Here is a 24717-nt window from a genome sequence, read left to right on the forward strand (position 1 = left end):
AGAGCCTCCCCAGGATTCGGACGCCGGATTACCGACTTTCATGCGGCAGCAATACCGCGCATCCGGGGGAGCAGTCATTGCCAGCCGCATGCATCCGTCACGGGACGCGACTTCCGGAACCCTATCCGGCGATAATCAGCGGCAATCTTTAAAATTCCATCACTTTTTAAACCGATTTATGACGGTTCAAAGCCTTAAAGGACAGCGATGGCAAGCCCCGCGACGAGCACGGCGGCAAGCGCACAATTGATGCCGATGGCGATGAGCCGGCGACGGCTTTGCTCGGCGGCTGCGATGGCAATGGCGCGGGCGGGACGGCGTTTTGCAGGCATGCGGCGATACTCCGTTACGAGATACTACGGGCAACCCGGATGATCCGGCCAGCCGGCCCACATCATGTTGTCCCCAAACGCTCGCCACGCGACAGAATGGGGACATGCCGACATTTTGAGAGCATCCGCCCCGAGGTCTTAATGGACGGTAAACAGCGGCCTGCAGACTTCGCGATCAGGCGTCCTGGCCTGCCGCATGGCCGGAGGCCCAGGCCCATTGGAAGTTATAGCCACCGAGCCAACCGGTCACGTCCACCGCCTCGCCGATGAAATAGAGACCCGGCACCGCCTTCGCCGCCATATTGCGGGAATCGAGCGCCGCCGTATCGACGCCGCCAAGCGTGACTTCCGCCGTGCGATAGCCCTCGGAGCCCGGTGGGCGCATACGCCAGTCGCGCAGCTTCTGGATGAGCGCCTCGATGCTGCGGCCCGACTGTTCGGCCAGCGAGCCATCGATGCCGAGATCAGTAACGAGAAGCTGGGCGAGCTTTTTCGGCATGTGCTCCGCAAGCACGGTCTGCACCGCCTGCCGGCCATTCTGGCGCCGGGCGGCAGCGATCACGGCGGTAAAATCCACATCGGGGCAGATGTGCAAGCCGATCTCTTCGCCTTCGCGCCAGTAGGAGGAGATTTGCAGGATGGCGGGGCCGCTCAAGCCCCGATGCGTAAAGAGCGCCGCTTCGCGGAACTCCGTCTTGCCGTGGCGGGCGATGACATCCACCGCGACGCCGGGGAGGCCTTCATGCGCAGCAAGCGTCGCGGGATCGAGCATTAGCGGCACGAGACCGGCGCGCGTCTCGACGAGCGGCAGGCTGAACTGCTCCGCGATGCGGTAGGCGAAGCCGGTTGCGCCCATCTTTGGGATCGACTTGCCACCGGTGGCGATGACCAGCGACGCGGCCTCCACGGTGCCGTTCTCCGTCACGATGCGGAAGGAGTGGCCGTCATGTTCGACGGCACTGATCGCCGTGGACAGGCGAAGCTCCGCACCGGCCGCCTTCATTTCCGCGAGCAGCATGGCGATGATGTCCTTCGCCGAATTGTCGCAAAACAGCTGGCCCAGCGTCTTCTCGTGCCAGGCAATGCGATGGCGTTCGACGAGATCGAGAAAATCGCGCGGCGTGTAGCGGGCAAGCGCCGACTTCGCGAAATGCGGGTTGGCGGAGAGGAAATTCTTCGGCCCGGCATGGATGTTGGTGAAGTTGCAACGACCGCCGCCGGAGATGCGGATTTTTTCGCCCGGCGCGCGCGCATGGTCGAGCAGGAGCACCCTGCGACCACGCTTGCCCGCCTCGATGGCGCACATCATGCCCGCTGCGCCTGCCCCGATGATAACGACGTCCCGCCGCTCTGCCACGTCTTCGATCCTTGTTCGCGTTCTCCTTTCGGCCAAAGGAGCGGAAAGTCAATCGGGCAAGAAAAACAGATTTTCCTGAAGAATTCGGCATTTCTACCCCCGGGGGGGAGCTAGTAAAGGGTTTAACTCCGGCTATGATGGCGCCATCGTCAACAACCCCGGTGTGTCATGCCGTCCAAAAAGAAAGTCGTTACCCCTACAATCGAGAAAGCCGTACGCTCTGGAAAAGTACCTCCCTCCATCAGCGTGCCACGTGGGGTAAAGACCTGGAAGGACGCCGCAGACTGGCTTCGGGCCCGCGGTATCGAGGATATCGAATGCATCACGCCGGACCTCGCAGGGGTGCCGCGCGGGAAGATGATGCCGTCGTCGAAGTTCACCTCGAACACCTCGCTGGCCTTGCCCTCCGCGCTCTACCGCCACACGATTTCCGGTGAATACCCGGAGGAAACCGGCAACTTCCGCTACGAGCCGCGCGACAGCGACCTGAAGCTGGTTCCGGATCTCTCCACACTCTCCGTCGTGCCGTGGGAGAGCGATCCGACCGCGCAGGTGATCTGCGACATCGTCGGCTCGACCGGCGAGAACGTGCCCTATACGCCGCGCAACGTTCTCAAGAACGTCGTCAGGATGTATAACGAGCGCGGCTGGAAACCGGTCGTCGCACCGGAAATCGAGTTCTATCTCGTCGCGATGAACGAAGATCCGGACTATCCGCTGCATCCCCCGAAGGGCCGTTCCGGTCGCTCCATCCAGGGTGGCCAGGGCTACTCCATCGCCGGCATCAACGAATTCGACGAACTGATCGACGACATCTATCACTTCTCCGAAAAGCAGGGTCTCGAGATCGACACCCTGATCCACGAGGATGGTCCGGCGCAGCTCGAAATCAATCTGCGCCATGGCGATCCGGTCGAGCTTGCCGACCAGGTGTTCATGTTCAAGCGCACGATCCGCGAGGCAGCGCTGAAACACGGCATCTATGCCACCTTCATGGCAAAGCCCATGCAGGGCCAGGCGGGATCGGCCATGCATATCCACCAGTCGGTCGTGGAGATCGACACCGGCAGGAACGTCTTCTCCAATCCCGATGGATCGGCGTCGAAGGAGTTCTTCCACTTCATCGGCGGCATGCAGACCTATGTGCCGAAGACGCTGGTAATGATGGCGCCCTATGTAAATTCCTATCGCCGCCTGATGCCAGAAATGTCGGCGCCGGTGAACAATGCCTGGGGCTACGACAACCGCACCACCGCCTTCCGTGTACCGGTGTCGGACGCCAATGCGCGGCGTATCGAAAACCGCCTGCCCGGCTCGGACGCCAATCCGTATCTGGCGCTTGCGGCCTCGCTCGGCTGCGGCCTGCTCGGCATAAGGAACCAGGTCGAGCCGAGTGCGCCGACGGAAGACACCGCCAACGAAGGGTCGATCGACCTGCCGCGCGGGCTTCTCGAAGCAGTGTCGCTGCTTGAATCGGATCCCGCCCTTGCCGAGGTGTTGAGCGCGGAGTTCATCGGGCTCTATGCCGGCGTCAAGCGCGGCGAGTTCGAGACCTTCATGCAGGTGATCAGCCCCTGGGAACGCGAGTTCCTGCTGCTCAACGTCTGAGTGGCCCGGCGGTCCGGGCCGCCTGAAAAGATCAGACCCCTTCGGGTCAAACCAGAGCGGCCGGCGCCCCGGAGCGCCGCCGCACCCTCCTGACCTATGAGTGTGTGCAATGCCCTGGCAAAGCCCGATTTCTCCCGGCATCTCCTGGTATGAGGCGACCGTCGGAGACCGTCCCGAATATGCCCCCCTCGACGGATCCGTCGAGGCCGACGTCGCCATTGTCGGCGGCGGCTTCACCGGCCTGCAGGCCGCCTACAATCTTGCTCAAAAAGGTGTTCGCGTCGTGCTCATCGAAGCACACCGCTTCGGCGACGGCGCCTCCGGCCGCAACGGCGGCCAACTCGGCACCGGCCAGCGCGCCGAGGCGGAAAGCCTCGAGGCGGAACTCGGCTTCGAGCGCGCCAAGGCGCTGTTCGACCTTGCCGAAAACGCCAAACAGCATATCCACGATTTTGCGAGCGCCCAGAACCTCGACATCGAATATATGCCGGGCCAGCTCAATGTGAGCCACAAGGCGAGCTACGAGAAGGAGTTTCGCGATCACATCGAGATCGCCGCGACCCGTTTCGGCTACAAGCATATGAGCTATATGGACCGGGCGGAGACGGAAGAACGCGTCGGTTCCAAGCGCTTCTTCTTCGGCCTGCGCGACACCGGCACCGGCCATATCCACCCCATGAAGCTTTTGGTCGGCATCGCCCGGGCAGCACAAGCGGCGGGTGCAAGCCTGCATGAAAAGACCCCTGCCCTCAAGATCGAGCGGACCGGCGGCAAGGCTGTCATCACCACCGCGAGAGGCACCATCCGCGCGGACAAGGCGCTGATCGCCTGCAATGCCTATATCGGCAATCTGGAGCCGAAGACGGCGGCGCATGTCATGCCGATCCGCTCCTTCATCGGCGCGACGCCGCCACTCGACAAATTTCCGTCGGTCATTCCCGGCGGCGAGGCGATCGCCGACACACGCTTCGTCGTGCGCTACTTCCGCAAGACCCGCGACGGGCGGCTGCTTTTTGGCGGGCGCGAAGCCTATACGTCCGACAATCCTGATGACATTACCCCCCCGATCCGCCGACAGATCGAAGAAGTCTATCCGCAGCTGAAGGGCATCGAGATCACCCATGCCTGGGGCGGCTCGGTCGGCATTACCATGCCGCGCAAGCCCTATGTGCGCGAGGTCATGCCGGGCATCACGACGATCGGCGGTTATTCCGGCCATGGCGTCATGCTGTCAAACTATTGTGGCAAGCTCTATGCTGAGGACGTGACCGGCGGCAGTGCTGAACTCGACCACCTGAAGGCCCTGAAAATCCCGGCCTTTCCCGGCGGCCCGCGGTTCCGCTCACCGCTTCTGTTCCTCGCCATGACGTGGTACGCGCTACGCGACAAGCTCTGATCGAGTCGGAAACACCGATTTTGTTGCGTTGCACGCTGGTGTTTTTAAATCGATTAGATTATAACATCCGTCAACAGAACGAGATCGAGATATCCGATGAGCAGCCAGATCATTCCCGTTGAGCCTTTCGACTATGTCGTGTTCGGCGGAACCGGAGATCTTGCGGAACGCAAGCTCCTTCCGGCCCTCTACCACCGGCAGCTCGCCGGCCAGCTCTCCGACCCGACGCGCATCATCGGCGCGTCGCGTACCGCCCTTACGGATGCGGAATACCGAAAGTTCGCCGTCGATGCGCTGAAGGAGCACCTGAAGCCGGGCGAATTCGACGACGCGCAGATCAAGACCTTCTGCGACCGGCTGTTCTACATCGCCGTCGACGCCAAGTCCGATCTGGGCTGGGACAAGCTGAAGGACCTGCTCGACGAGGGCAAGGACCGCGTGCGCGCCTTCTACCTCGCCGTGGCGCCGGGCATCTTCGGCGACATTTCGGAGAAAATCCGCGATCACAAGCTGATCACCAAGCACACCCGCATCGTCGTGGAAAAGCCGATCGGCCGGGACCTCGCGTCCGCCAACGAGCTCAACAACACGATCGGCAAGGTTTTCCGCGAAGAGCAGATCTTCCGCATCGACCACTACCTCGGCAAGGAGACGGTGCAGAACCTGATGGCGCTGCGCTTCGCCAATGCGCTCTACGAGCCGCTGTGGAACTCCGCGCATATCGACCATGTGCAGATCTCGGTGGCCGAATCCGTCGGCCTCGAAAGCCGCGCCGGCTACTACGACAAGGCCGGTGCGCTGCGCGACATGGTGCAGAACCACATTCTCCAGCTGCTCTGCCTCGTCGCAATGGAAGTGCCCTCCTCCATGGACGCCGAGGCCGTGCGCGACGAAAAGCTCAAGGTGCTGCGCGCCCTGAAGCCGATCGACCAGTACAATGTCGAACGCCTCACCGTGCGCGGCCAGTACCGCGCCGGCGCTTCCGCCGGTGGTCCGGTCAAGGGCTACCTCGAGGAGCTGGAAGGCGGCGTTTCCAACACGGAAACCTTTGTCGGCATCAAGGCCGAGATCGGCAACTGGCGTTGGGCGGGCGTGCCCTTCTACATCCGCACCGGCAAACGTCTTGCCGCACGCATGTCGGAAATCGTCATCACCTTCAAGCCGATCCCGCACTCGATCTTCGACCCCTCCGCAGGCCGCATCGAAGCCAACCAGTTGATCATCCGTCTCCAGCCGGACGAAGGCGTCAAGCAGTCGCTGATGATCAAGGACCCGGGTCCGGGCGGCATGCGGCTGCGCAACGTCTCGCTCGACATGAGCTTCGCCGAAGCTTTTGACGCGCGCAATGCGGACGCCTACGAGCGCCTGCTGCTTGACGTCGTGCGCAACAACCAGACGCTCTTCATGCGCCGCGACGAGGTCGAGGCCGCATGGCACTGGGTCGATCCGATCCTCAAGGCCTGGGAAGCGACCGGCCAGCAGGTCCAGGGCTACACCGCCGGCACCTGGGGCCCAAGCCAGGCCATCGCTCTCATCGAGCGCGACGGCCGCACCTGGCATGAGACGTAAGGAAGATCGATGAGCGCGAGACTGCATGAATTCAAGGACGGTGCGGCGCTGGCCGAAGGCTTGGCGGACCGGGTGTCCGCCGCGCTTGCGGACGCCATTCTAGCCCGTGGCAAGGCGACCATCGCGGTCTCCGGCGGCTCCACCCCGAAGGCTTTCTTCAAGGCGCTGTCGAGCCGCGACATCGACTGGGCAAAGGTGACGGTCACGCTCATCGACGAGCGTTTCGTGGCGGCGGACAATCCGCGCTCGAACCATCTGCTCGTTGCGGAAAACCTGCTTCAGGGCAAGGCGAAAGCGGCGAACTTCCTGCCGCTCTATCGGGACGCCGACAGCGCGGAAGAAGCCGCAACGATCGTGACGGCCGACGCCGCAGCGCTCGGAAACCCCTTTGACGTCGCCATTCTCGGCATGGGAACGGATGGTCACACGGCCTCGTTCTTCCCGGGCGGCAGCAAGCTTGCCGAGGCGATTTCGCCCGACACGCCGCGCGGCGTGATCACCATGGAGGCAGAAGGTGCCGGCGAGACCCGCCTCACCTTCACCTTCACCAGCCTTCAGGATGCACGCCTGCTGGTGCTGCATATCGAGGGCCAGGGCAAGAAGGACGTTCTGGCCGCCGCGGAAAGCGACGGCCCGGAGACCGACATGCCGATCCGTGCCGTTCTCCGGCGCGCGGCAACGCCGGTCGATATCTACTGGGCGCCATAGCGCGCTCAGCCGGCTGAAGCCGAACATGCCCGGCGCACGGCGCCAACGAACAGCGGACAGCGTCGCGTTCCCGCCCGCTTTGGTCCGCGCGAAAATGCAATCGAGAGAAGTCAGGATAGCTCCCATGTCCGCCGACAAACGCATCGAAGCCATTACAGCCCGCATCGTCGAACGCTCGAAGCCGCATCGCGGACCCTATCTCGACCGCGTGCGCGCGGCCGTGTCCAAGGGTGTGCACCGCGGCGTGCTCTCCTGCGGTAACCTCGCGCACGGCTTTGCCGTCTGTTCCCCCGCCGAGAAGGATGCGCTCGCCGGCGACCGCGTCCAGAACCTCGGCATCATCACCTCCTATAACGATATGCTCTCGGCCCACCAGCCGTTCGAGACCTATCCGAATCTCATCCGGCAGGCGGCCAGGGAAGCCGGCGGCGTGGCGCAGGTTGCCGGCGGCGTGCCGGCCATGTGCGACGGCGTCACGCAGGGCCAGCCGGGCATGGAACTGTCGCTGTTTTCGCGCGACCTGATCGCCATGGCGGCCGGCATCGGCCTGTCGCACAACATGTTCGATTCGGTCGTCTATCTCGGCGTCTGCGACAAGATCGTGCCGGGCCTGACCATCGCCGCGCTGACCTTTGGCCACCTGCCCGCCGTCTTCATTCCCGCCGGCCCGATGACCACGGGCCTGCCGAACGACGAGAAGGCGCGCGTGCGCCAGCTCTTCGCCGAGGGCAAGGCCGGCCGTGCGGAGTTGCTCGAAGCCGAGTCCAAATCCTATCACGGCCCCGGCACCTGCACCTTCTACGGCACCGCCAACTCCAACCAGATGCTGATGGAGATCATGGGTTTCCATATGCCCGGCGCCTCCTTCATCAATCCGGGCACGCCGCTGCGCGACGCCTTGACCAAGGAAGCCACCAAGCGCGCACTCGCCATCACCGCGCAAGGCAACGAGTTCACGCCAGCCGGCGAGATGATCGACGAACGCTCGATCGTCAACGGCGTCGTCGGCCTACACGCCACCGGTGGCTCGACGAACCACACGCTGCACCTCATCGCCATGGCGCGCGCGGCCGGCATCCTGCTGACCTGGAAGGACATTTCCGACCTTTCCGACACCGTGCCGCTGCTCGCCCGCGTCTACCCGAACGGCCTTGCCGACGTGAACCATTTCCATGCAGCCGGCGGCATGGGCTTCCTCATCCAGGAATTGCTGAAGCAGGGCATGCTGCACGACGACGTGCGCACCATCTTCGGCCGGGGCCTCAGCGCCTATGCGATCGATCCGAAGCTTGGCGATCGGGGTACGGTCGTGCGCGAACCGTCGCCGAAGGTCAGCCATGATCCGAAAGTGCTTGCCAATATAGAGATGCCTTTCCAGGCAAGCGGCGGGTTGAAGATGCTGACCGGCAATATCGGCAATGCTGTCATCAAAATCTCCGCCGTGAAGCCCGATCGCCACGTCATCGAGGCGCCAGCAAAAGTCTTCCACGACCAGCAGGAACTCAACGTTGCCTTCAAGGCTGGCGAACTGACGGGCGATTTCATCGCCGTGGTGCGCTTCCAGGGGCCGAAGGCGAACGGCATGCCGGAACTGCACAAGCTGACGACCGTGCTCGGCATCCTTCAGGACCGTGGCCAGCGCGTGGCACTGCTCACCGACGGCCGCATGTCCGGCGCGTCCGGCAAGGTTCCGGCAGCAATCCACATCACGCCGGAGGCGGTCGACAACGGCCCGATCGGCCGCATCCGCAACGGCGACATCATCCGGCTCGATGCCACGCATGGCACGATCGAGGTTCTGGTGAATGCCGCCGAGTTCGCCGCCCGCCCGCAGGCGACGGCCGATCTCTCCGGCAACGAATTCGGCATGGGCCGCGAGCTCTTCGCGCCGTTCCGCGCGATTGCGGGGCCGGCTGATCATGGGGCGAGCGTGTTGTTCGCATAAGGAAAGAGGGGCGTTTAGCCCCTCTTTTCATCTCAGCTATAGATATCCAGCGTCCGGCCCTGATGGTTGCGGTGCGTCGAGTAGACGAAGATGCGCTGCAGGTCCTTGTCGGACAGCATGCGCAGGAAGCGGGCTTCGACGACGTCGTTGGGATAGACGCGCTGCGTCAGGCAGCCGATCATCGGCAGGCGGGCGCTGACGATGTCGAGATAGAAGTTGCGCGGCAGCTGGAACTTTGTCGTCATGGTGATGACGGCGCCGCTTCTCGACAGCTTGATGATCAGGCCGCGGCGGGAGACGAGATTGACGAGACCGCCATTCTCGGTGAACTCGATGCGCGCCTCGTTGCAGGTGTCCTCCATCGGGAAACTCTTCTCCCGATCGTACATGAAGGACTCTTCCTTGCTCAGGTAATTGTTACGCGGTTCGGATCCCTGAATGCCCATCTGCCTGCTGTCCCCGGCGCTGTCTCTTTCTGGGAAAACCTAGGCGAGCAACGCTTAACAACAAGTTGAGCGGCAGGGCTAAATCCTGCCGCCCGCACATTTTGCATCAGGATGCGCGATAACTCTGGCCGGCGGCGTCGAAGAGATGCAGCTTCGCCTTGTCCGCCGTGAAGCGGACCTTGGCGCCACGCTTGACGTCGAGGATACCGGGGATCTTGGCGATGATCGGCTGGCCCTGCACGAGGCCCTCGATATAGAGCAGCGTCACCTCGCCAAGCGCCTCGACGATCGCCACCGTGCCCTCGAAAAGGAAGTCGTCGCCGGTCGAAATCCGCAGATCTTCCGGGCGCACGCCAAAACTCGCCGTCTTGCCGATTTCGGAGGCGCTCGTTGCGATATCGACGCCGGAGGTGCGCCCGCCCGTCAGCTCCAGCACGGTCGTGGCTCCAGCCGCGGTGATCTTCGCCGGAATGATGTTCATGGCTGGCGAGCCGATAAACTGTGCGACGAAGAGGTTTGCCGGGCGCTCATAGAGTTCGAGCGGTGGGCCGACCTGTTCGATATGGCCGGCCGACAGCACGACGATGCGGTCGGCGAGCGTCATCGCCTCCACCTGGTCATGCGTCACGTAGATCATCGTCGTATCGGCCATCTGCTCGTTGAGCCTGGCAATCTCGATGCGGGTCGCGACGCGCAGCGCGGCGTCGAGGTTCGACAGCGGCTCGTCAAACAGGAAGACCTTGGGATTGCGGCAGATGGCGCGGCCGATCGCCACGCGCTGGCGCTGGCCACCCGACAATGCCTTGGGCAGTCGGTCGAGATATTTGGTGAGCTGGAGGATATCCGCGGCCGAGCGCACCCGGCGGTCGATCTCCTCCTTGGTCTCACCCGCAATGCGCATGCCGAAGGCCATGTTGTCGTAGACGGTCATGTGCGGGTAGAGCGCGTAGGACTGGAACACCATGGCGATCCCGCGCTTGGAGGGCGGCACATCGTTGACGCGCTCGCCATCGATCATCATGTCGCCGCCGCTGATCTCCTCCAGACCGGCGATCATGCGCAGGAGAGTCGACTTCCCACAGCCGGACGGGCCGACGAAAACGATGAACTCACCTTGCTTGATATCGAGATCGATGCCGTGGATCACATCCACCGCGCCGTAGGATTTGCGGATATCCCTGAGCGTCAGTCCTGTCATGTTTACCTCCCCAAAGTCCGGTTATGCGAAGCGGGCGAAAAACCCGCTCCAGGCCGGAAGTTCTATGTTTTCCTCATGCATGATGCTGTCGAACCCGTGGCCCTCCAAAGCTTCCAGCGTGCCGGCCGGAAGATCGGCGAGACGCGCCACCGGGCTCATGTTGAAGGCGCAGAACACCTTTTCATTGCCGTGCGTGCGCACGAAGGACAGGATCGCGCCCTCCGCTGAATGGAACTGGATCTCGCCCTTGACGAGCGCCACGTGCTCCTTGCGGAACGCCAGGAAACGCCGGTAATGCGCCAGCACCGAGGCTTCGTCGCCGTCCTGCACGTTGACGGCGCGCTCCAGATGGGCGGGCGAAACCGGAAGCCACGGCTTACCAAGGCTGAAGCCGCCGGACTGCTGGCGGCCATCCCAGACCATCGGCGTGCGGCACCCGTCGCGGCCCTTGAAATCCGGCCAGAACTGGATGCCGTAGGGATCCTGAAGGTCTTCGTAGACGAGTTCAGCTTCCGGCAGGGCAAGTTCCTCGCCCTGATAGATGCAGACCGAGCCGCGCAGTGACATGAGCAAGCTGGCGAGCAGCTTGGCATGGGCCTCATGGTCGGTAACGGCGTTACCCCACCGGCTGATATGGCGCATCACGTCGTGGTTGGAAAAGGCCCAGCAGACCCAGCCCTCGGGTGCGGCCTTTTCCAGCGCGTGCTGCGTTTCGGCGACGAAGGCCGGCGTCAGCGGATCGGGCGCCAGGAATTCGAAGGCGTAGCACATGTGCATCTTGTCGCCGCCGGACGTGTATTCGCCGGCGATTTCGAGACCACGCTGGCTGTCGCCGACTTCGCCGACGGCGGCAATCGCCGGGAACTCCTCCATCACCGCGCGAAAGCGCTTGAGGAAGTCCAGGTTCTCCGGCTGGTTCTTGTCGTAGAGATGTTCCTGGTAGTTGTAGGGGTTCACGGCCGGTGCGGTCTGGGCATTGCGGCGCTCGGGGGCGAGCGACGGGTTGTCGCGCAGCTCCTTGTCGTGGAAGTAGAAGTTGATCGTGTCGAGGCGGAAACCATCGACGCCACGCTCCAGCCAGAAACGGGCGACCGACAGCAACGCATCCTGGACCTCCGGATTGTGCAGGTTGAGATCAGGCTGCGAGGTCAAAAAATTGTGCATGTAATATTGCAGGCGGGTCGGATCCCACTGCCAGGCGGAGCCGCCGAAGATCGACAACCAGTTGTTCGGCGGCGTGCCATCCGGCTTGGAATCCGCCCAGACGTACCAGTCCGCCCGCGGGTTCGTGCGCCGGGAGCGGCTTTCGACGAACCAGGGATGTTTGTCTGACGTGTGCGACAAGACGAGATCGATCATCACGCGGATGTTGAGGCGGTGTGCCTCGGCGATCAGCGCGTCGAAATCGGCCAGCACGCCGAAGATCGGATCGACGTCCTGGTAATCCGAGACGTCGTAGCCGAAATCCTTCATCGGCGAGGTGAAGAACGGCGAGATCCAGATCGCATCCGCCCCGAGGGACGCGACATGGGCGAGGCGTTCGGTGATGCCCCGCAGATCGCCGATCCCGTCGCCGTTGGTGTCCTGGAAGGAGCGCGGGTAGATCTGGTAGATCACCGCGCCGCGCCACCAGTCCTTGTCCGGCTGGAGAAGTGTGGAATCCAACGTCGTCATTCTCGATTTCCTGTCGTGAAGTTTATCAGCCGCCCTTGACCGACCCCGCCAGCAGGCCGCGCACGAGATAGCGCTGCAGGCTGAAGAAGACGAGGAGGGGAACGATGATGGTGATGAAGGCGGAGGCCGTGAGGATTTCCCAGTTGCCGCCGCGCGAGCCCAGCAGGTTCACGAGGCGCCCGGTCAGCACCAGTTCCTCATTGCCGGCACCAAGGAAAACCATGGCAACGAGCAGGTCGTTCCAGGTCCACAGGAACTGGAAGATGGCAAACGAGGCGAGTGCCGGGAAGGAGAGCGGCAGGATGATCTTCACGAAGATGTCGAAATCGCTGGCGCCATCCACGCGGGCCGATTCCATGATCTCGCGCGGCAGGCCGGCCATGTAGTTGCGCAGCAGGTAGACGGCGAGCGGCAGGCCGAAGCCCATATGGGCGAGCCAGATGCCGACATAGGTTTTTGCAGGCACGCCGAAGAACGCGCCGACACCGTTATAGAGCCGGAGCAGCGGGATCAGCGACATCTGCAGCGGCACGACGAGCAGGCCGACGATGACCGCAATCAGGATCGCCCGGCCGGGGAACGGCATCCAGGCGAGCGCATAGGCGCAGAAGGCCGCGACGAGGATCGGGATGATCGTGGCGGGGATCGCCACCGTCAGCGAATTGATGAAGGACGCGCCGATGCCTTCGGCATTCAGCACTTCGCGGTAGTTGTCGAGCGTGAAGCGCGGCGGAACCGAGGCCGTATAAAAGATGCGCTGGCCGCGCGTGCCTTCCATCTTCGTCGGCGAGACGATTTCGTAGCTGCCATCTTCGTTGACGGTCAAAGTCTGGCCGTCGCCGATATCGGCGGGCGCGCCAGCCGCGAAGGCCGTTGGCTGTAACGGACGGAAGCCGAAGGCGGAGATCTTGGCGTCGCCACCATCCAGCAGCTTGCCCGATATGACGAACTTGCCGTCACGCTCGACCTGCGCCTCCGGTGCGGCGGCGCGGCCGGTGAGGTTCTGCGACGAGGTGGAGAGCGCCGTCCACCAGCCGGAGACGGCGAGCTGGTCCTTGTCGCGCAGCGACGAGATCAGCAGGCCGGCGGTCGGCAGCGTCCAGAGCGCCACCAGGAGGAGAACGGAGAGGTGGACGACGAAGATGAGCGGTGAACGGGACGAAGCAATCATCTCAATGGCCCTCCATTTCCTTGGTGGCGTTGCGGATGTTCCAGATCATGATCGGAATGACGAGGATCATGATGACCACGGCGATGGCCGCACCGCGCCCGAAATCGCCGCCACCGCGGAACATCCAGTCGAACATCAGGTTCGCCAGAACCTGCGTCTGCCACTGGCCGTTCGTCATGGCGAGCACGATGTCGAAGACCTTGAGCACCAGGATGGTGATCGTCGTCCAGACGACGGCGATCGTGCCCCAGATCTGCGGCACCATGATCTTGAAGAAGATCTGGAAACCGTTGGCGCCATCGATGACCGCCGCCTCGATCGTCTCCTCCGGAATGCCGCGCAGTGCGGCCGAGAGGATCACCATGGCGAAACCGGTCTGGATCCAGATCAGGATGACCATGAGGAAGAAATTGTTCCAGAACGGAATGGTCATCCAGGCTTCCGGCGCACCGCCGAAGGCGACGACGATGGCGTTGAGGATGCCGATCTGTTCCGAACCCTCCGCGCGGTAATCATAGACGAACTTCCAAATGACGGCGGCGCCGACGAAGGAGATCGCCATCGGCATGAAGATCAGCGTCTTGGCGATGTTGCCCCACCAGATGCGATCGGTCAGTGCGGCGATGACCAGGCCGAAGAAGGTGGCGAGCGCCGGCACGACGAGCAGCCAGAGGAAATTGTTGAAGATCGACTGGCGGAATTCACCGTCGTTGATCATCCAGGCAAAGTTGCTGAAACCGACGAATTGCTGGCCGGTGCGGTCATGGAAGGCGAGCCGCACGGATTCGAAGACGGGGTAGACGAGATAGATCGTCAGAGCGAAAAGCGCAGGCGCCATGAACAGCCAGGGCCGGATCGCATTGGTGATGCGCAGGTTCTTCGATGCCTTGGCACCCGTCAGCCCCTTGGAAGGGAAAATTTTGTCGAGCAGCCAGTTCGTTCCGAAGAAATAGAAGACGCAGGCGAGAACGCCGCCGACCATCGTGAAGATGGCGAATAACAATTGCTGCATAGCAAGTTCCTCCCCAGGAATGCTTCCCCCGATGGACCTTCAGGGGTCAGTCGATCATTCACGCGGCGTTGCACCGCGTGGTCCGGCTGCACTTCGGCATGCTTGGGAAAACCGGCCGACTAATACCGACCGGTTCGCCAGATTTTACTTGATTGCGTCCCAGGACTTCTGGACACCGGCTGCGACATCGGCTGCGGACTTGCCGCCGACGAAGTCGATCATGCCGGTCCAGAATGCGCCCGCACCGATCTTGCCCGGCATCAGGTCCGAACCGTCGAAGCGGAACGTCGTCGAATTGAGCAGGATTTCGCCCTGCTTCTTCATCGGCGCGTTGGCATAGGCTTCCGGGTTGGCGCTCTTGTAGGGCGTCAGGAAGCTCGTCTGCGCCATCCAGACCTCATGCGCGATCGGCGTCTTGAGGAACTCGATGAAGGCACGGGCGGCCGGCGTGTCCTTGGTGATCATGGCGAGCGTGCCAGCACCGAGAACCGGGTTGCCGAGTTCCGGCTTGCTGGCATAGGGCGGCATGTAGAAGAAGTCCGCATCCTCGCCGACGACCGTGCCTTCCGGGAAGAAGGACGGGATGAACGACGCCTGGTGGTGCAGGTAGCACTTCGGCGGAGAGGCGAAGAGACCCTTCGGGCTGTCGCGGAAGTCTGTGGAGGCAACGGCTGCCGCCCCGCCATCGACGAACTTGTCGTTTTTGGCGAACCAGCCGAATTCATCGAGTGCGCCGGTCACGGCGGCATCGGTGAACGGGATCAGGTTGGTGACCCACTTGTCATAGGTTTCCGGTGTCGCCGTGCGCAGCATCAGGTCTTCGACCCAGTCGGTCGCCGGCCAGCCGGTGGCGCCGCCCGAACCGAGGCCGATGCACCAGGGCGTGCCGCCATCGGCGACGATCTGCTCGGTCAGCGCCTTCAGGTCTTCCATGGTCTTCGGCACTTCGTAACCGGCGTCTTCAAAGTTTTCCGGCACGTACCAGACGAGCGACTTCACGTCGATCTTGTAGGGGAAGGCGAAAAGCGCTGCGTTGCCGTCCTTGCCCTTGTAGGTCGAAAGATCGACCCAGGACTGGCCGGCGGCATAATTGTCGAGCAGCCATTTTTGAGTCTCGTCGCCGAGCGGCGAGAGATAACCCTTGGAGGCGAGGTCGGCGATCAGGCCGGGCTGTGGGAGGATGGCGACATCCGGCGGGCTGCCGGCCTGCGTGTCGATGACGATCTGCTGTTCGTAGTTTTCCGAGGAGGAATACTTGATTTCGACGCCCGTCGCCTCGGTGAAATAGGCGTAGACGATCTTGAAGAGCGCTTCGTCCTCACCGCGCCAGGGGCCGAAAATGGTCAGCGTCTGACCCTTGAGGTCATGGCCCTTCTTGAAATCTTCAAAACTCTGCCAGTTGAACTTGGAATCTTCGCCGGGCTTGAACTTCAGATCAGCCGCAGCAGCGCCACCCGCCATCAAAAGCGCGAGGGCAGCCGTCATCAAAAACGTCTTTTTCACCTGATTTGCCTCCCATAGCAAACCCGCCCCTCCCGGGGCAGGCATTCTCTAAAATACCCCAAAATTCAAAGCGCTTTGGATTTCCTTTCATCCCATTTCCCCCGCGCTCTCGTCAAGTCCCCCGAATCGATTCGGTGTGAATTTGCCGCTTATGACGCGGTGCAGCGTAGTTTTGCGGCGCAAAATGGGCAAATCCGCTTTTCCTCCATGATTTGCTGATGCTAGATGCCAAAACGCTTTGGACGAAAATAAAGCCAGACATTCAAAGCGCTTCGACTGTTTCAAGAAAGCTAAGCATGTGAATCTCAAGCAATTATCGCAGTTGCTGGGCCTGTCTCAGACAACCGTGAGCAGGGCGCTGAACGGTTATCCGGAAGTCAACGCGGAGACGCGCCAGCGTGTGCTCGATGCCGTCCGGGAGACCGGATACCGGCCGAACCGCGCCGCCCAGCGCCTTGCAACGGGCCGTGCCGGCTCGATCGGCCTCGTCATGCCGACGGCGGATGGCATCGAGTCAGACGTGCATTTCGGTGAATTCCTGGCTGGCCTCGGCGACGAGGCAGTCAAGCACGACTTCCATTTCGTCATCAATCCGAGCCATCCTGACGAAGAGGTGGCGACCTGCCGGCGGCTGGTCGCAAGCGGCAATGTGGATGCGCTCTTCCTCGCCTATATGCGCGAGAAGGATCCGCGCATCGCGATGATGAAGACGCTGAAGACACCCTTCGTCGTGCATGGCCGCTCGATCGGCGTGCCGAACGACTATCCGTTCCTCGACATCGACAATACCGGCGCCTTCTACGATGCCGCGCGCCTGCTCGTGCAACTCGGCCACCGGCATTTTGCGCTGCTCAACGGCCCGGACTATCTCGCCTTCTCGATCCGTCGCAAGAAAGGCACCGCGCGTGCGCTTGCCGAGCAGGGCCTCGTGCTGCGTGAGGAGTGCGTACAGCATTCGCAGATGACGGACGAACACGGCTTTCACGCCATGGAGCGCTTTCTCCGGCTCGAAACACCGCCAACGGCCGTGCTCTGTTCCAGTACGGTTCTGGCACTCGGGGCCGTGCGGGCAATCAACCAGGCAGGACTGAAGCTCGGCGTGGACATTTCGCTGATCGCCCATGACGACGTGCTGCCCATGCTGAAACCGGAGAACTTCATGGTACCGCTGACGACGACCCGCTCGTCGTTGCGCGCAGCCGGCCAGCGCATCGCCCGCCGCCTCATCGCCGACATTCTCCAGATCGAGACACTTCCCCAACAGGAACTCTGGAAGACAGATCTCATCGTTCGCGCCTCGACCGGGCCGGCGCCAATGGAGAGGTAGCAGCGCGACAGCGCTCTACCCTCCCCTCACGGGGAAGGTGGGAATGCGCCTCAGCGGCGCAACTCTTTTTTCTTCAGAACTTCGGCGGCGTTTTGCCAGCCTTGCGATAGGCGGCGATGAGGGTGTTGGCCATCAGCATGGCAATGGTCATCGGGCCGACACCACCGGGGACCGGGGTTATGACACCAGCCACCTTGGCGCACTCCTCGAAGGCGACGTCGCCCACCATGCGCGACTTGCCCTCGCCCTTTTCCGGTGCCGGAATGCGGTTGATGCCGACGTCGATGACGGTGGCGCCGGGCTTCACCCAGTCGGCCTTCACCATTTCCGGGCGACCGACAGCAGCGACCAGAATATCGGCATTGCGGCAGACGGCAGCGAGGTCCTTCGTGCGTGAATGCGCGGTCGTCACCGTCGCGTTGGCCGCGAGCAGCAGCGCGGACATCGGCTTGCCGAAGAGGTTGGAACGGCCGACCACCACGGCATTCAGGCCGGAAAGATCGTTGCCATATGTGCGGCGCACGAAAACCATGGCACCGGCCGGCGTGCAGGAAACGAGGCCGCCATCGAGATCGCCGGTCGCCAGCTTGCCGGCATTGACGACATGCAGGCCATCGACGTCCTTCTCAGGCTTGATCGACTGGATGATCGGATCGGAATTGAGATGTTTCGGCAGCGGCAGCTGGACGAGGATGCCGTGGATGTTTTCGTCGGCATTCAGAGTCTCGACGAGACGGGCGAGTTCGTCCTGTGTTGTCTCCTCCGGCAGCGTGTGCTGGATGGAGGTGAAGCCGCATTCCTTGGCCATGCGGCTCTTGGAGGAGACATAGGCGTGGCTGGCTGGGTCGTTGCCGACGATGACGACGGCGAGGCCGGGCTTGACGCCTGTATCCTTCTCCAGAGTGGCGGACGCGGACTTCACAGTGTCAATCACGGAAGCGGCAACCTGCTTCCCATCGATAATGGTGGTCACATTTCTCTCCCTGAATGACGTGCGCCCACTCTACCGGAGCGGCCGCGCGACGGAATGGCCTTTTAACGCCCTATGCTGTCCAAAACAGATAATTTCAAGCACCTCCCGCCGGAAACAACCTGCCCAATTTATTAACGCACGCTTTCCTGTCAGCCATGACAGGGCATTCCGGTGGCGTGAAGGAACCTCTCAAGGCGGCGAAAGAGTCCTTTTTTGAAGCACGGCGTGCAAATATTTTCGCGTCAAGGTAGGTGATCAACGCCCATGGCTGCGTTATAATTTCAATATATATCAATGACTTATACATCTGAAAACCAGCATGGTTAGCCAACCGTGAATGGGGTCGCCGACCTTTTAAAGAATTCCTTAAAAGCCCTTTCAGGGGGAATTGCTAAATCCGGTGACAGCAGCACAAGCATTGCGGGAGCAGCATGAAGCCCTTTCCCACTCTATTCATCGAATGCGCCGCCCGGCAGACCATGACGGTCGTTGGAGCTGGCCTTCCCACGCTTGCGGTCGCGGTACAAGGAATCCTGTTATGAACCTCGCATCGGGTAACATCGTGGCTTCGCAGCGTGACATTCTGGGCCTGCCGGTCTGCGAGCTGGACTGGGCCGATGCCTTCGCCTTTGCCGAAGAGGTCGCGACCATGCCCTTCGGCCAGACCGTCATCGCCTTCATCAACGCCAACAATGCCAACCTGATGATGCGCGACCCTGACTATCGCGCTGTACTCGAACGGCAGGTCGTCCTCCCGGACGGCCATGGCGTCGATATCGCCTCCATGGTGTTTCACGGTCGCAAATTTCCGGCGAACCTCAACGGCACGGACTTCGTGCCGGCATTGCTAACCTATATCACCCGCCCGATGCGCGTCGCCCTGATCGGTACCCGCAAGGCAACATTGATGCGGGCAGCGGAAAACTTCCGCCATCACGCGCCGTGGCACGAATTCATCCCGATTTCCGATGGCTACTTCGACCGCGAAAAGTCCGACGAAGTCATGGAGCAGGTGCGGGACGCCAAGGTGGACATCCTGTTGGTTGCCATGGGCAGTCCGGCGCAGGAGAAGTGGATCGACCGGCATGTCGGCCCCGGCCATGCGCGGCTGGTTCTCAGCGTTGGCGCGCTTTTTGATTTCGTTGCGGGTGATGTGCGGCGGGCACCTCTCGGTATTCGTCGCCTCCGGCTCGAATGGCTCTACCGGCTCCTTCAGGAACCGACCCGCCTGTGGCGGCGCTACATTCTCGGCAACCCGGTCTTCCTGTACCACGTCATGCGCTACAAGCTTTCTGGCATGGTGGTGAAGCGTCGCCGGGACGATACGGCAAAAGCCGGCCTGCTCTGAAGCAGCCGGCTTTCACGAGAATAGTCATGCATCATAAGAGCGGCTGGCTTCAGTGCCCACTGCTTTTTTCCGTCTGCTGGCCGGCCGGAACCTCACCCTTGAGGAGGGTCACGCCTTTCTTGGGCGCGGGATCCTGCACCGAAGCGGTCGTAATGTAGTCGATCTGCTCGACATAGACCTCGGCAATAACCTCGGCGCCAAAACGACGGTTCAGCCCTTCCTTCACGACGCCCCGGAAAGCATCGATATCGAAGCTTCCGGTATTCGCCACGTCGATCATCTTCTTGCCGACGAGCAGCGTGTAAAGCTCGTCGGTGATCATCTGCGGCACGGGCACGACCTGCTTTGCGGCAAGCACCTTGTTCGCCTTGTAGGCGAGCTTGGTCAGCAGGTAGCCATGGACGCCACCCTCACCGATCACCGGTACGGTCGTCGTATAGCCTGTCACGAATTCCATCGCCGCCTCGCGCTCGGCAGCTTCCGTATCCACCTTGGGCGCCGAGGCCATCTTCAGCGAGAAGTAGACCGAGGCAAGCGTGATGACGAGGATCCAGACGCCGGTGCCGATGAGCTTGATCATGTGCCGTAGCTCACGCGGAACTGTTCCTGCGAATAGGTGCCGTCAGCCTCGAGGTCCTGCACCGCATTCTTCAGGATGGTGACCACTTCGCGCACAGCGTCCAGATGGGCGGAAACGCGCTGCGCGTTGGTGGCGAGCTTTTCACGCACACGGCCTAGCTGGGGCGAGAAGCTGGCCGGAACCTCGTCGGGGCGCACGTCGCGCGTCAGCATGGAGAGTTCGTAGAGGCAGCGGCTCTTGTGGGCGTTCGAGGTCGGCAGATCGAACTCGGGATCGCTGCCGATATTGTCGTTCTCGTTGTCGATGATCGTCTCAAGCCGGCCAAGGACGGTGCGGATTCGGATTTCGTTGCTAGCCTGTTCCATTTTGTTGTTCTCCGCTTACGCTTTGGTGTCTTGTTCTTTGATGCCCGGCGTCAGGTCGGCGAAGACCTTGCGCTGCAGAGCATCAACCATGCCGGTGGCGACACGGTCGGTATTCTTGTCCTTTTCGGGGGAAGCGGCACCTATGCCGCTGCTCTTTGCAAGGCTCGCGGCAATGCCGATGCCGCCGCCCTTGGAAAGCGCTTCGCCGAGCTGGTCGGCCATCATGCCGCGCCACATCTCGCCGGCTGTGCCCTTGCCGTAAATCTCTTCGCTTTCAGCCGGCATCATGGACTTCACGAAATTCTGCAAAACCATGGTTTCGAACTTGCGCATATGTTCCGGCACGACCTTGCCGCCCACGGCGGAAACGCCGGCGGATGCGTGCGTGCTCGCCGAATCCCGGTTGAGAATGCCGACGGCGGCCTGGAAACCGGCACCCGCTTCGGCAAGGCTCGTCGCTTCGAAGGCGGCCTTGTTCGATTTCAGCTTGGCTTGCGCTTCCTGAACTAGCGTCGGATCGGCAGCGCGCACGACATCGAGCACCAGATCACTGGGGGGAGAAATTGCCACGTCTAGAGCCTTTCAGGTGAATCCTGCGCGCCGGACCCGTCCTCATGGCGGTTCGCCGGCTTCTGACCGTTTGGACATCCGGTTTACCCGCGCCACACAAGCGGCAGCTTCGGCAAACCTCGTCATCGTCCGGATGCGACTATCGCTGCTCAACCTTACGGGAGGCTGGTGGCAAATGACGAAGCCGTGACGAGGGCAGCAGTGAAATCCATTTTGACGCAAGCTTGATAAGGCCGCGGTAAATCGCCTTGTCTTACAGGGACTTGCAGAAAGCCCTATTCATCACCGCGCTTGTAGGCAATGTGCTGGTCGATGAGGTCGTAGATCGCATCGTCCGCAGCCTCGCGATCTTCGGCGCTGCGGGCTTCCTTCCTGTGCTCGTCCATGCGGTCGCCCTTGGTGCGTTCACGCACCACGCGCATCTCGTGCATCTGCTGCACGTTGGCCAGCATCTGGTCCTGTTGCTGGAGTTTGCTGTGCTGGCTGGAATAGTGCTTGGAAAAGCCTCTGTGTACCGGATTGAGCGAGTTGATCGCCTCCGCCACGGCTTCCATGGTCTGGGCCACCTCCTCACGCTGGCGGGTGGTGGTGGCGAGATCGATCTCCGCCATCTTTTCGAGATGACGCTGCACGTTGACGAGGCGCTTGAGCTTTTCGGAACGGCTCTGCGCCATCGTCACTCTCCCCTGAAGACCGGAACAAAGCCTGCCGCGAAAATCTCGAGCAGCGAGGAGAGGCCGAAATAGAGCAGGAACAGGCCACCCATGATGATGAAGGGCAGCGAGACGAAGTAGATCGGGATCTGCGGCGCCAGCTTGTTGACGAGGCCGACCGAGACGTTGAACACCAGACCGTAGAGAATGAAGGGGCTCGCCAGCCTGAGCATGATCATGAAGGTCTGGCTCAGCGTATCGGTGAGCGTGATCAGCGCGCTCTGAGGATTGAAGCCCGCCCCGAGCGGCATGACATTATAGGACTCGATCAGCGCCCTGAGAACGACGTGGTGGAAATCCAGCATGAAGAGCACCAGCAGGCCGGCAAAGGACAGCAGGTTCGTCAGCTGGTTTTCGGCGGTGTCTTCCAGGACATCCGGCGTCGGCGGCGCATTGAAGCCCATCATCATGGTCAGCACCGTGCCGGCAAATTGCAGGCCGAGCACGTAGTAGCGGGCGATGAGGCCGATGACCGCGCCGGTCAGCGTCTCGAAGACGATCAGCGTCAGGTAGCTGGCGATCGAGCCCGATGAAGTCCGCGGATAGATCGTGTCCCACAGGATCGGCAGTACGCCCATGGAGATCGCCACCGCCAGGAGAAGCCGGATCTGCATGGAGAGGCGTGCCGAGGAAAAGCCCGGCAGCAGCATGAAACACCCGCCGACACGGCAAAAGGCGGCGAACAGCGCCAGCACCGTGCCCTGCGGGTCCGTTATCATGAAATGGAGCCGAGGATCTTGATCTCGATGCCCTTGGCGAGCTCGACATGCGAGAGAACCGGCAATGTGGCAAACAGGCGTTCGACGATCATGCGCACATAAGAGCGGGATTCGGGCGACGTGACCAGTACAAACGGGGTGCCGCGGTCGAGAAACTCGCGGATAACTCGGGTCGCCTGCTCGGAAAACTCTTCGAGCTGGCGCGGATCGATGTCGAACTCGACGATTTCGCCCTTCGAATCGCGCTTCAGCGCCTGGTGGAAGACCATGTCCCATTTGTTGCCGAGGCGCAGCACCGGCAACACGCCATTGTCCGTGAGGTCGCCGCAGATCTGCTGCGCCATGCGGATGCGGACATGTTCGACGATCTGCTCGGTCTTGCGGACATGCGGCGCGAGTTCGGCAACCGCTTCCAGAATGAGATGCAGGTTGCGGATGGAGACGCGCTCGGCGAGCAGCAGCTTCAGCACGGCCTGCAGGCCGGAATAGGACATGTGCGACGAGCAGATCTCGTCGGCGAGCTTGCGGTATTCCGGATCGAGGCGCTCGATCAGCACCTTCACGTCCTTGTAGGACAGAAGCTGCGGCAGGTTGTTGCGGATGACTTCGGACAGGTGCGTCAGCACCACCGAAACGTTGTCGATCGGGTGGAAGCCTTCGCGGCGCAGGTCGTCGGCAAAGGTTTCGAGGATCGAGACGGCCGGCATGCCGAAAGCGGGTTCACGGATATCGTCGCCCGGCACGCTCGGCTTGCGGCCGCCGCCGGTCACGACGAGCACTTCGCCGACACGCACGATGTTCGATGCGATCGTCGTGCCGTGAATGCGGATCTGGTAGGACTTGTCCGGGATCGAGATGTCGTCGGACACCTTGATTTCTGGCACGACGAAGCCGTATTGCCCGGCGAACTTCTTGCGCATCTTGCCGACGCGGAAGGCGAGTTCCTGGTGAGCACCGAGCAGGCGCGTGGAAACCTGCTTGCCGAGCAGAAGCTCGATTTCGGCGGTCTTCAGTACCGACTTGACCGAATCCTTCTCCTGATCGCGCGTCTGCTGGACCTGCTGGGCCTCCTGATCGCGCTTGATGCGGTTTTCCGCCTCGATGCGGCGCGGGATGACCCAGGCGCCGAAGGCCATGAGACCGCCAAGCGACATGAAGGGAAAGAACGGCAGGCCCGGAATGAGCGCAAGGAGAATCATCAGGCCGGACGCAACGAAGAGTGCGCGCGGATAGCCGGAGAGCTGGTTGACGACGGCCTGGTCGGTGGAGCCCGCGGTGCCGCCGCGCGAGACGATAAGGCCGGCGGCAAGCGAAACGATGAGGGCGGGGATCTGCGAAACGAGACCGTCGCCGACGGACAGCTTGACGAAGACGTCAGCCGCCTCGCCCAGTTCCATGCCGTGGCGGAAATAGCCGATGATGATGCCGCCGAAAACGTTGATGGCGGTGATGAGCAGGCCGGCGATGGCGTCGCCGCGCACGAACTTCGACGCACCGTCCATGGAACCGAAGAAGGAGCTTTCCTCCTCCAGCTCGCGGCGGCGCAGCTGCGCCTGCTTCTCGTCGATGAGGCCGGCGGACAGGTCGGCGTCGATCGACATCTGCTTGCCGGGGATGGCATCGAGGGTGAAGCGCGCGCCGACTTCCGCGATACGCGTCGCACCCTTGGTGATGACGATGAAGTTCACCACGATGAGGATCATGAAGACGATAATACCGATGACGAAGTCACCGGACATGACGAGGCTGGCAAAACCGGCGATCACACCGCCCGCCGCATCATGCCCTTCATTGCCGTGCGAGAGGATGACGCGCGTCGTCGCGATGTTGAGCGCGAGGCGTATCATGGTCGCGATCAGCAACACGGTCGGGAAGGACGAGAATTCCAGCGGTCGCTGGATCCACAGCGAAACCATCAGGATCAGCACCGAAAAGGCGATGGAAAACGCCAGACCGATATCGATCATGAAGGGCGGGATCGGCAGGAAGAGGATCGACAGGATCGTCAGGATGCCGATGGCGAACGCGATATCGCGGCCATTCGGGCTGACCTTCGGAATATTGATTGCCGGTACTTGCGCCATTTAAATGCTTCCCGTCTCGTCATGAGAGGCTGCGGCGCGTCACACGCACCGCCCATTTCACCCCATGACCTACAGGCCGAAGCTTGCGCGAAGGTTGGGAAGAAGCATTGCGTCCGGCG

At 62.0% G+C, this 24717-nt stretch carries 22 protein-coding genes; 7 read left to right on the forward strand and 15 right to left on the reverse strand.

The genetic code is table 11. The annotated features are described in order from the left end of the window. Window positions 1-194: 194 nt before the first annotated feature. Window positions 195-332: a hypothetical protein gene (locus tag ACT6VE_RS22345; protein WP_444800624.1), complete on the reverse strand. Its 138-nt coding sequence runs from the start codon at window positions 330-332 to the stop codon at window positions 195-197. Between the two features lie 175 nt (window positions 333-507). Beyond that, window positions 508-1689, reverse strand: coding sequence for an NAD(P)/FAD-dependent oxidoreductase (locus ACT6VE_RS22350; RefSeq protein ID WP_444800625.1), 1182 nt, complete (start codon window positions 1687-1689; stop codon window positions 508-510). A gap of 168 nt (window positions 1690-1857) precedes the next feature. On the opposite strand from ACT6VE_RS22350, the gene ACT6VE_RS22355 reads away from it, so the two are divergent. The 5 genes from ACT6VE_RS22355 (at window position 1858) to edd (ending at window position 8915) form a co-directional block, all read left to right on the forward strand. Next, the gene (locus ACT6VE_RS22355) at window positions 1858-3297 is read left to right on the forward strand and encodes a glutamine synthetase family protein (RefSeq protein WP_444800626.1); all 1440 of its coding nucleotides are present in this window, start codon (window positions 1858-1860) and stop codon (window positions 3295-3297) included. Window positions 3298-3406: 109 nt separating this feature from the next. Further along, window positions 3407-4693 (forward strand): NAD(P)/FAD-dependent oxidoreductase, encoded by a 1287-nt coding sequence (locus ACT6VE_RS22360; RefSeq protein WP_444800627.1) that lies wholly within the window; start codon window positions 3407-3409, stop codon window positions 4691-4693. Between the two features lie 96 nt (window positions 4694-4789). Beyond that, window positions 4790-6262 carry a glucose-6-phosphate dehydrogenase gene (gene zwf / locus ACT6VE_RS22365; protein ID WP_444800628.1) on the forward strand — a complete coding sequence of 491 codons (1473 nt, stop codon included), beginning with the start codon at window positions 4790-4792 and terminating at the stop codon, window positions 6260-6262. A gap of 9 nt (window positions 6263-6271) precedes the next feature. Further along, window positions 6272-6970, forward strand: coding sequence for a 6-phosphogluconolactonase (pgl, locus tag ACT6VE_RS22370; RefSeq protein ID WP_444800629.1), 699 nt, complete (start codon window positions 6272-6274; stop codon window positions 6968-6970). A gap of 124 nt (window positions 6971-7094) precedes the next feature. Next, window positions 7095-8915 carry a phosphogluconate dehydratase gene (edd, locus tag ACT6VE_RS22375; protein ID WP_444800630.1) on the forward strand — a complete coding sequence of 607 codons (1821 nt, stop codon included), beginning with the start codon at window positions 7095-7097 and terminating at the stop codon, window positions 8913-8915. A 32-nt stretch (window positions 8916-8947) separates the two neighbouring features. On the opposite strand, the gene ACT6VE_RS22380 is transcribed toward edd, so the two are convergent. The 6 genes from ACT6VE_RS22380 to ACT6VE_RS22405 all read right to left on the reverse strand — a co-directional run bounded on the left by ACT6VE_RS22380 (window position 8948) and on the right by ACT6VE_RS22405 (window position 15901). After that, window positions 8948-9361, reverse strand: a complete 414-nt coding sequence (locus tag ACT6VE_RS22380; RefSeq protein WP_444800631.1) for a hypothetical protein — start codon at window positions 9359-9361, stop codon at window positions 8948-8950. 106 nt (window positions 9362-9467) lie between these two features. Continuing rightward, window positions 9468-10559: an ABC transporter ATP-binding protein gene (locus ACT6VE_RS22385; protein WP_444800632.1), complete on the reverse strand. Its 1092-nt coding sequence runs from the start codon at window positions 10557-10559 to the stop codon at window positions 9468-9470. Between the two features lie 21 nt (window positions 10560-10580). Continuing rightward, complete coding sequence (bglA, locus tag ACT6VE_RS22390) at window positions 10581-12233, reverse strand: beta-galactosidase BglA (protein WP_444800633.1); 1653 nt, start codon at window positions 12231-12233, stop codon at window positions 10581-10583. 25 nt (window positions 12234-12258) lie between these two features. Continuing rightward, the gene (locus ACT6VE_RS22395) at window positions 12259-13404 is read right to left on the reverse strand and encodes a carbohydrate ABC transporter permease (protein WP_444800634.1); all 1146 of its coding nucleotides are present in this window, start codon (window positions 13402-13404) and stop codon (window positions 12259-12261) included. 1 nt (window position 13405) lies between these two features. Next, the gene (locus ACT6VE_RS22400) at window positions 13406-14416 is read right to left on the reverse strand and encodes a carbohydrate ABC transporter permease (protein WP_444800635.1); all 1011 of its coding nucleotides are present in this window, start codon (window positions 14414-14416) and stop codon (window positions 13406-13408) included. A gap of 144 nt (window positions 14417-14560) precedes the next feature. After that, window positions 14561-15901, reverse strand: coding sequence for an ABC transporter substrate-binding protein (locus ACT6VE_RS22405; RefSeq protein ID WP_444800714.1), 1341 nt, complete (start codon window positions 15899-15901; stop codon window positions 14561-14563). A 316-nt stretch (window positions 15902-16217) separates the two neighbouring features. Here ACT6VE_RS22405 and ACT6VE_RS22410 point away from each other — a divergent pair, with 316 nt between their 5' ends. Next, entirely contained in the window at window positions 16218-17246 is a 1029-nt protein-coding gene (locus ACT6VE_RS22410; RefSeq protein WP_444800636.1) for a substrate-binding domain-containing protein, read from the forward strand. A 73-nt stretch (window positions 17247-17319) separates the two neighbouring features. Here ACT6VE_RS22410 and folD read toward each other — a convergent pair whose 3' ends face one another. Further along, window positions 17320-18219 (reverse strand): bifunctional methylenetetrahydrofolate dehydrogenase/methenyltetrahydrofolate cyclohydrolase FolD, encoded by a 900-nt coding sequence (folD, locus tag ACT6VE_RS22415; protein ID WP_444800637.1) that lies wholly within the window; start codon window positions 18217-18219, stop codon window positions 17320-17322. 538 nt (window positions 18220-18757) lie between these two features. Between folD and ACT6VE_RS22420 the strand changes: the two genes are divergently transcribed. Further along, entirely contained in the window at window positions 18758-19567 is an 810-nt protein-coding gene (locus tag ACT6VE_RS22420) for a WecB/TagA/CpsF family glycosyltransferase (RefSeq protein ID WP_444800638.1), read from the forward strand. 49 nt (window positions 19568-19616) lie between these two features. Here ACT6VE_RS22420 and ACT6VE_RS22425 read toward each other — a convergent pair whose 3' ends face one another. The 6 genes from ACT6VE_RS22425 to flhA form a co-directional block, all read right to left on the reverse strand. After that, window positions 19617-20147 carry a hypothetical protein gene (locus tag ACT6VE_RS22425; protein WP_444800639.1) on the reverse strand — a complete coding sequence of 177 codons (531 nt, stop codon included), beginning with the start codon at window positions 20145-20147 and terminating at the stop codon, window positions 19617-19619. Further along, complete coding sequence (locus tag ACT6VE_RS22430) at window positions 20144-20512, reverse strand: hypothetical protein (RefSeq protein ID WP_444800640.1); 369 nt, start codon at window positions 20510-20512, stop codon at window positions 20144-20146. Before ACT6VE_RS22430 ends, ACT6VE_RS22425 begins: the two co-directional genes overlap by 4 nt. Before the next feature lie 15 nt (window positions 20513-20527). After that, a complete protein-coding gene (locus tag ACT6VE_RS22435; RefSeq protein ID WP_444800641.1) occupies window positions 20528-21082 on the reverse strand; it encodes a rod-binding protein in 555 nt (184 codons plus the stop codon). 275 nt (window positions 21083-21357) lie between these two features. Then, complete coding sequence (locus ACT6VE_RS22440; RefSeq protein ID WP_444800642.1) at window positions 21358-21756, reverse strand: hypothetical protein; 399 nt, start codon at window positions 21754-21756, stop codon at window positions 21358-21360. A gap of 2 nt (window positions 21757-21758) precedes the next feature. Beyond that, window positions 21759-22514, reverse strand: a complete 756-nt coding sequence (gene fliR, locus ACT6VE_RS22445; RefSeq protein ID WP_444800643.1) for a flagellar biosynthetic protein FliR — start codon at window positions 22512-22514, stop codon at window positions 21759-21761. Beyond that, window positions 22511-24598, reverse strand: coding sequence for a flagellar biosynthesis protein FlhA (flhA, locus tag ACT6VE_RS22450; protein WP_444800644.1), 2088 nt, complete (start codon window positions 24596-24598; stop codon window positions 22511-22513). Before flhA ends, fliR begins: the two co-directional genes overlap by 4 nt. Window positions 24599-24717 lie beyond the last annotated feature (119 nt).

Source organism: Shinella sp. (assembly GCF_052438155.1).
In the GTDB taxonomy this organism is placed as follows: Bacteria; Pseudomonadota; Alphaproteobacteria; order Rhizobiales; family Rhizobiaceae; genus Shinella.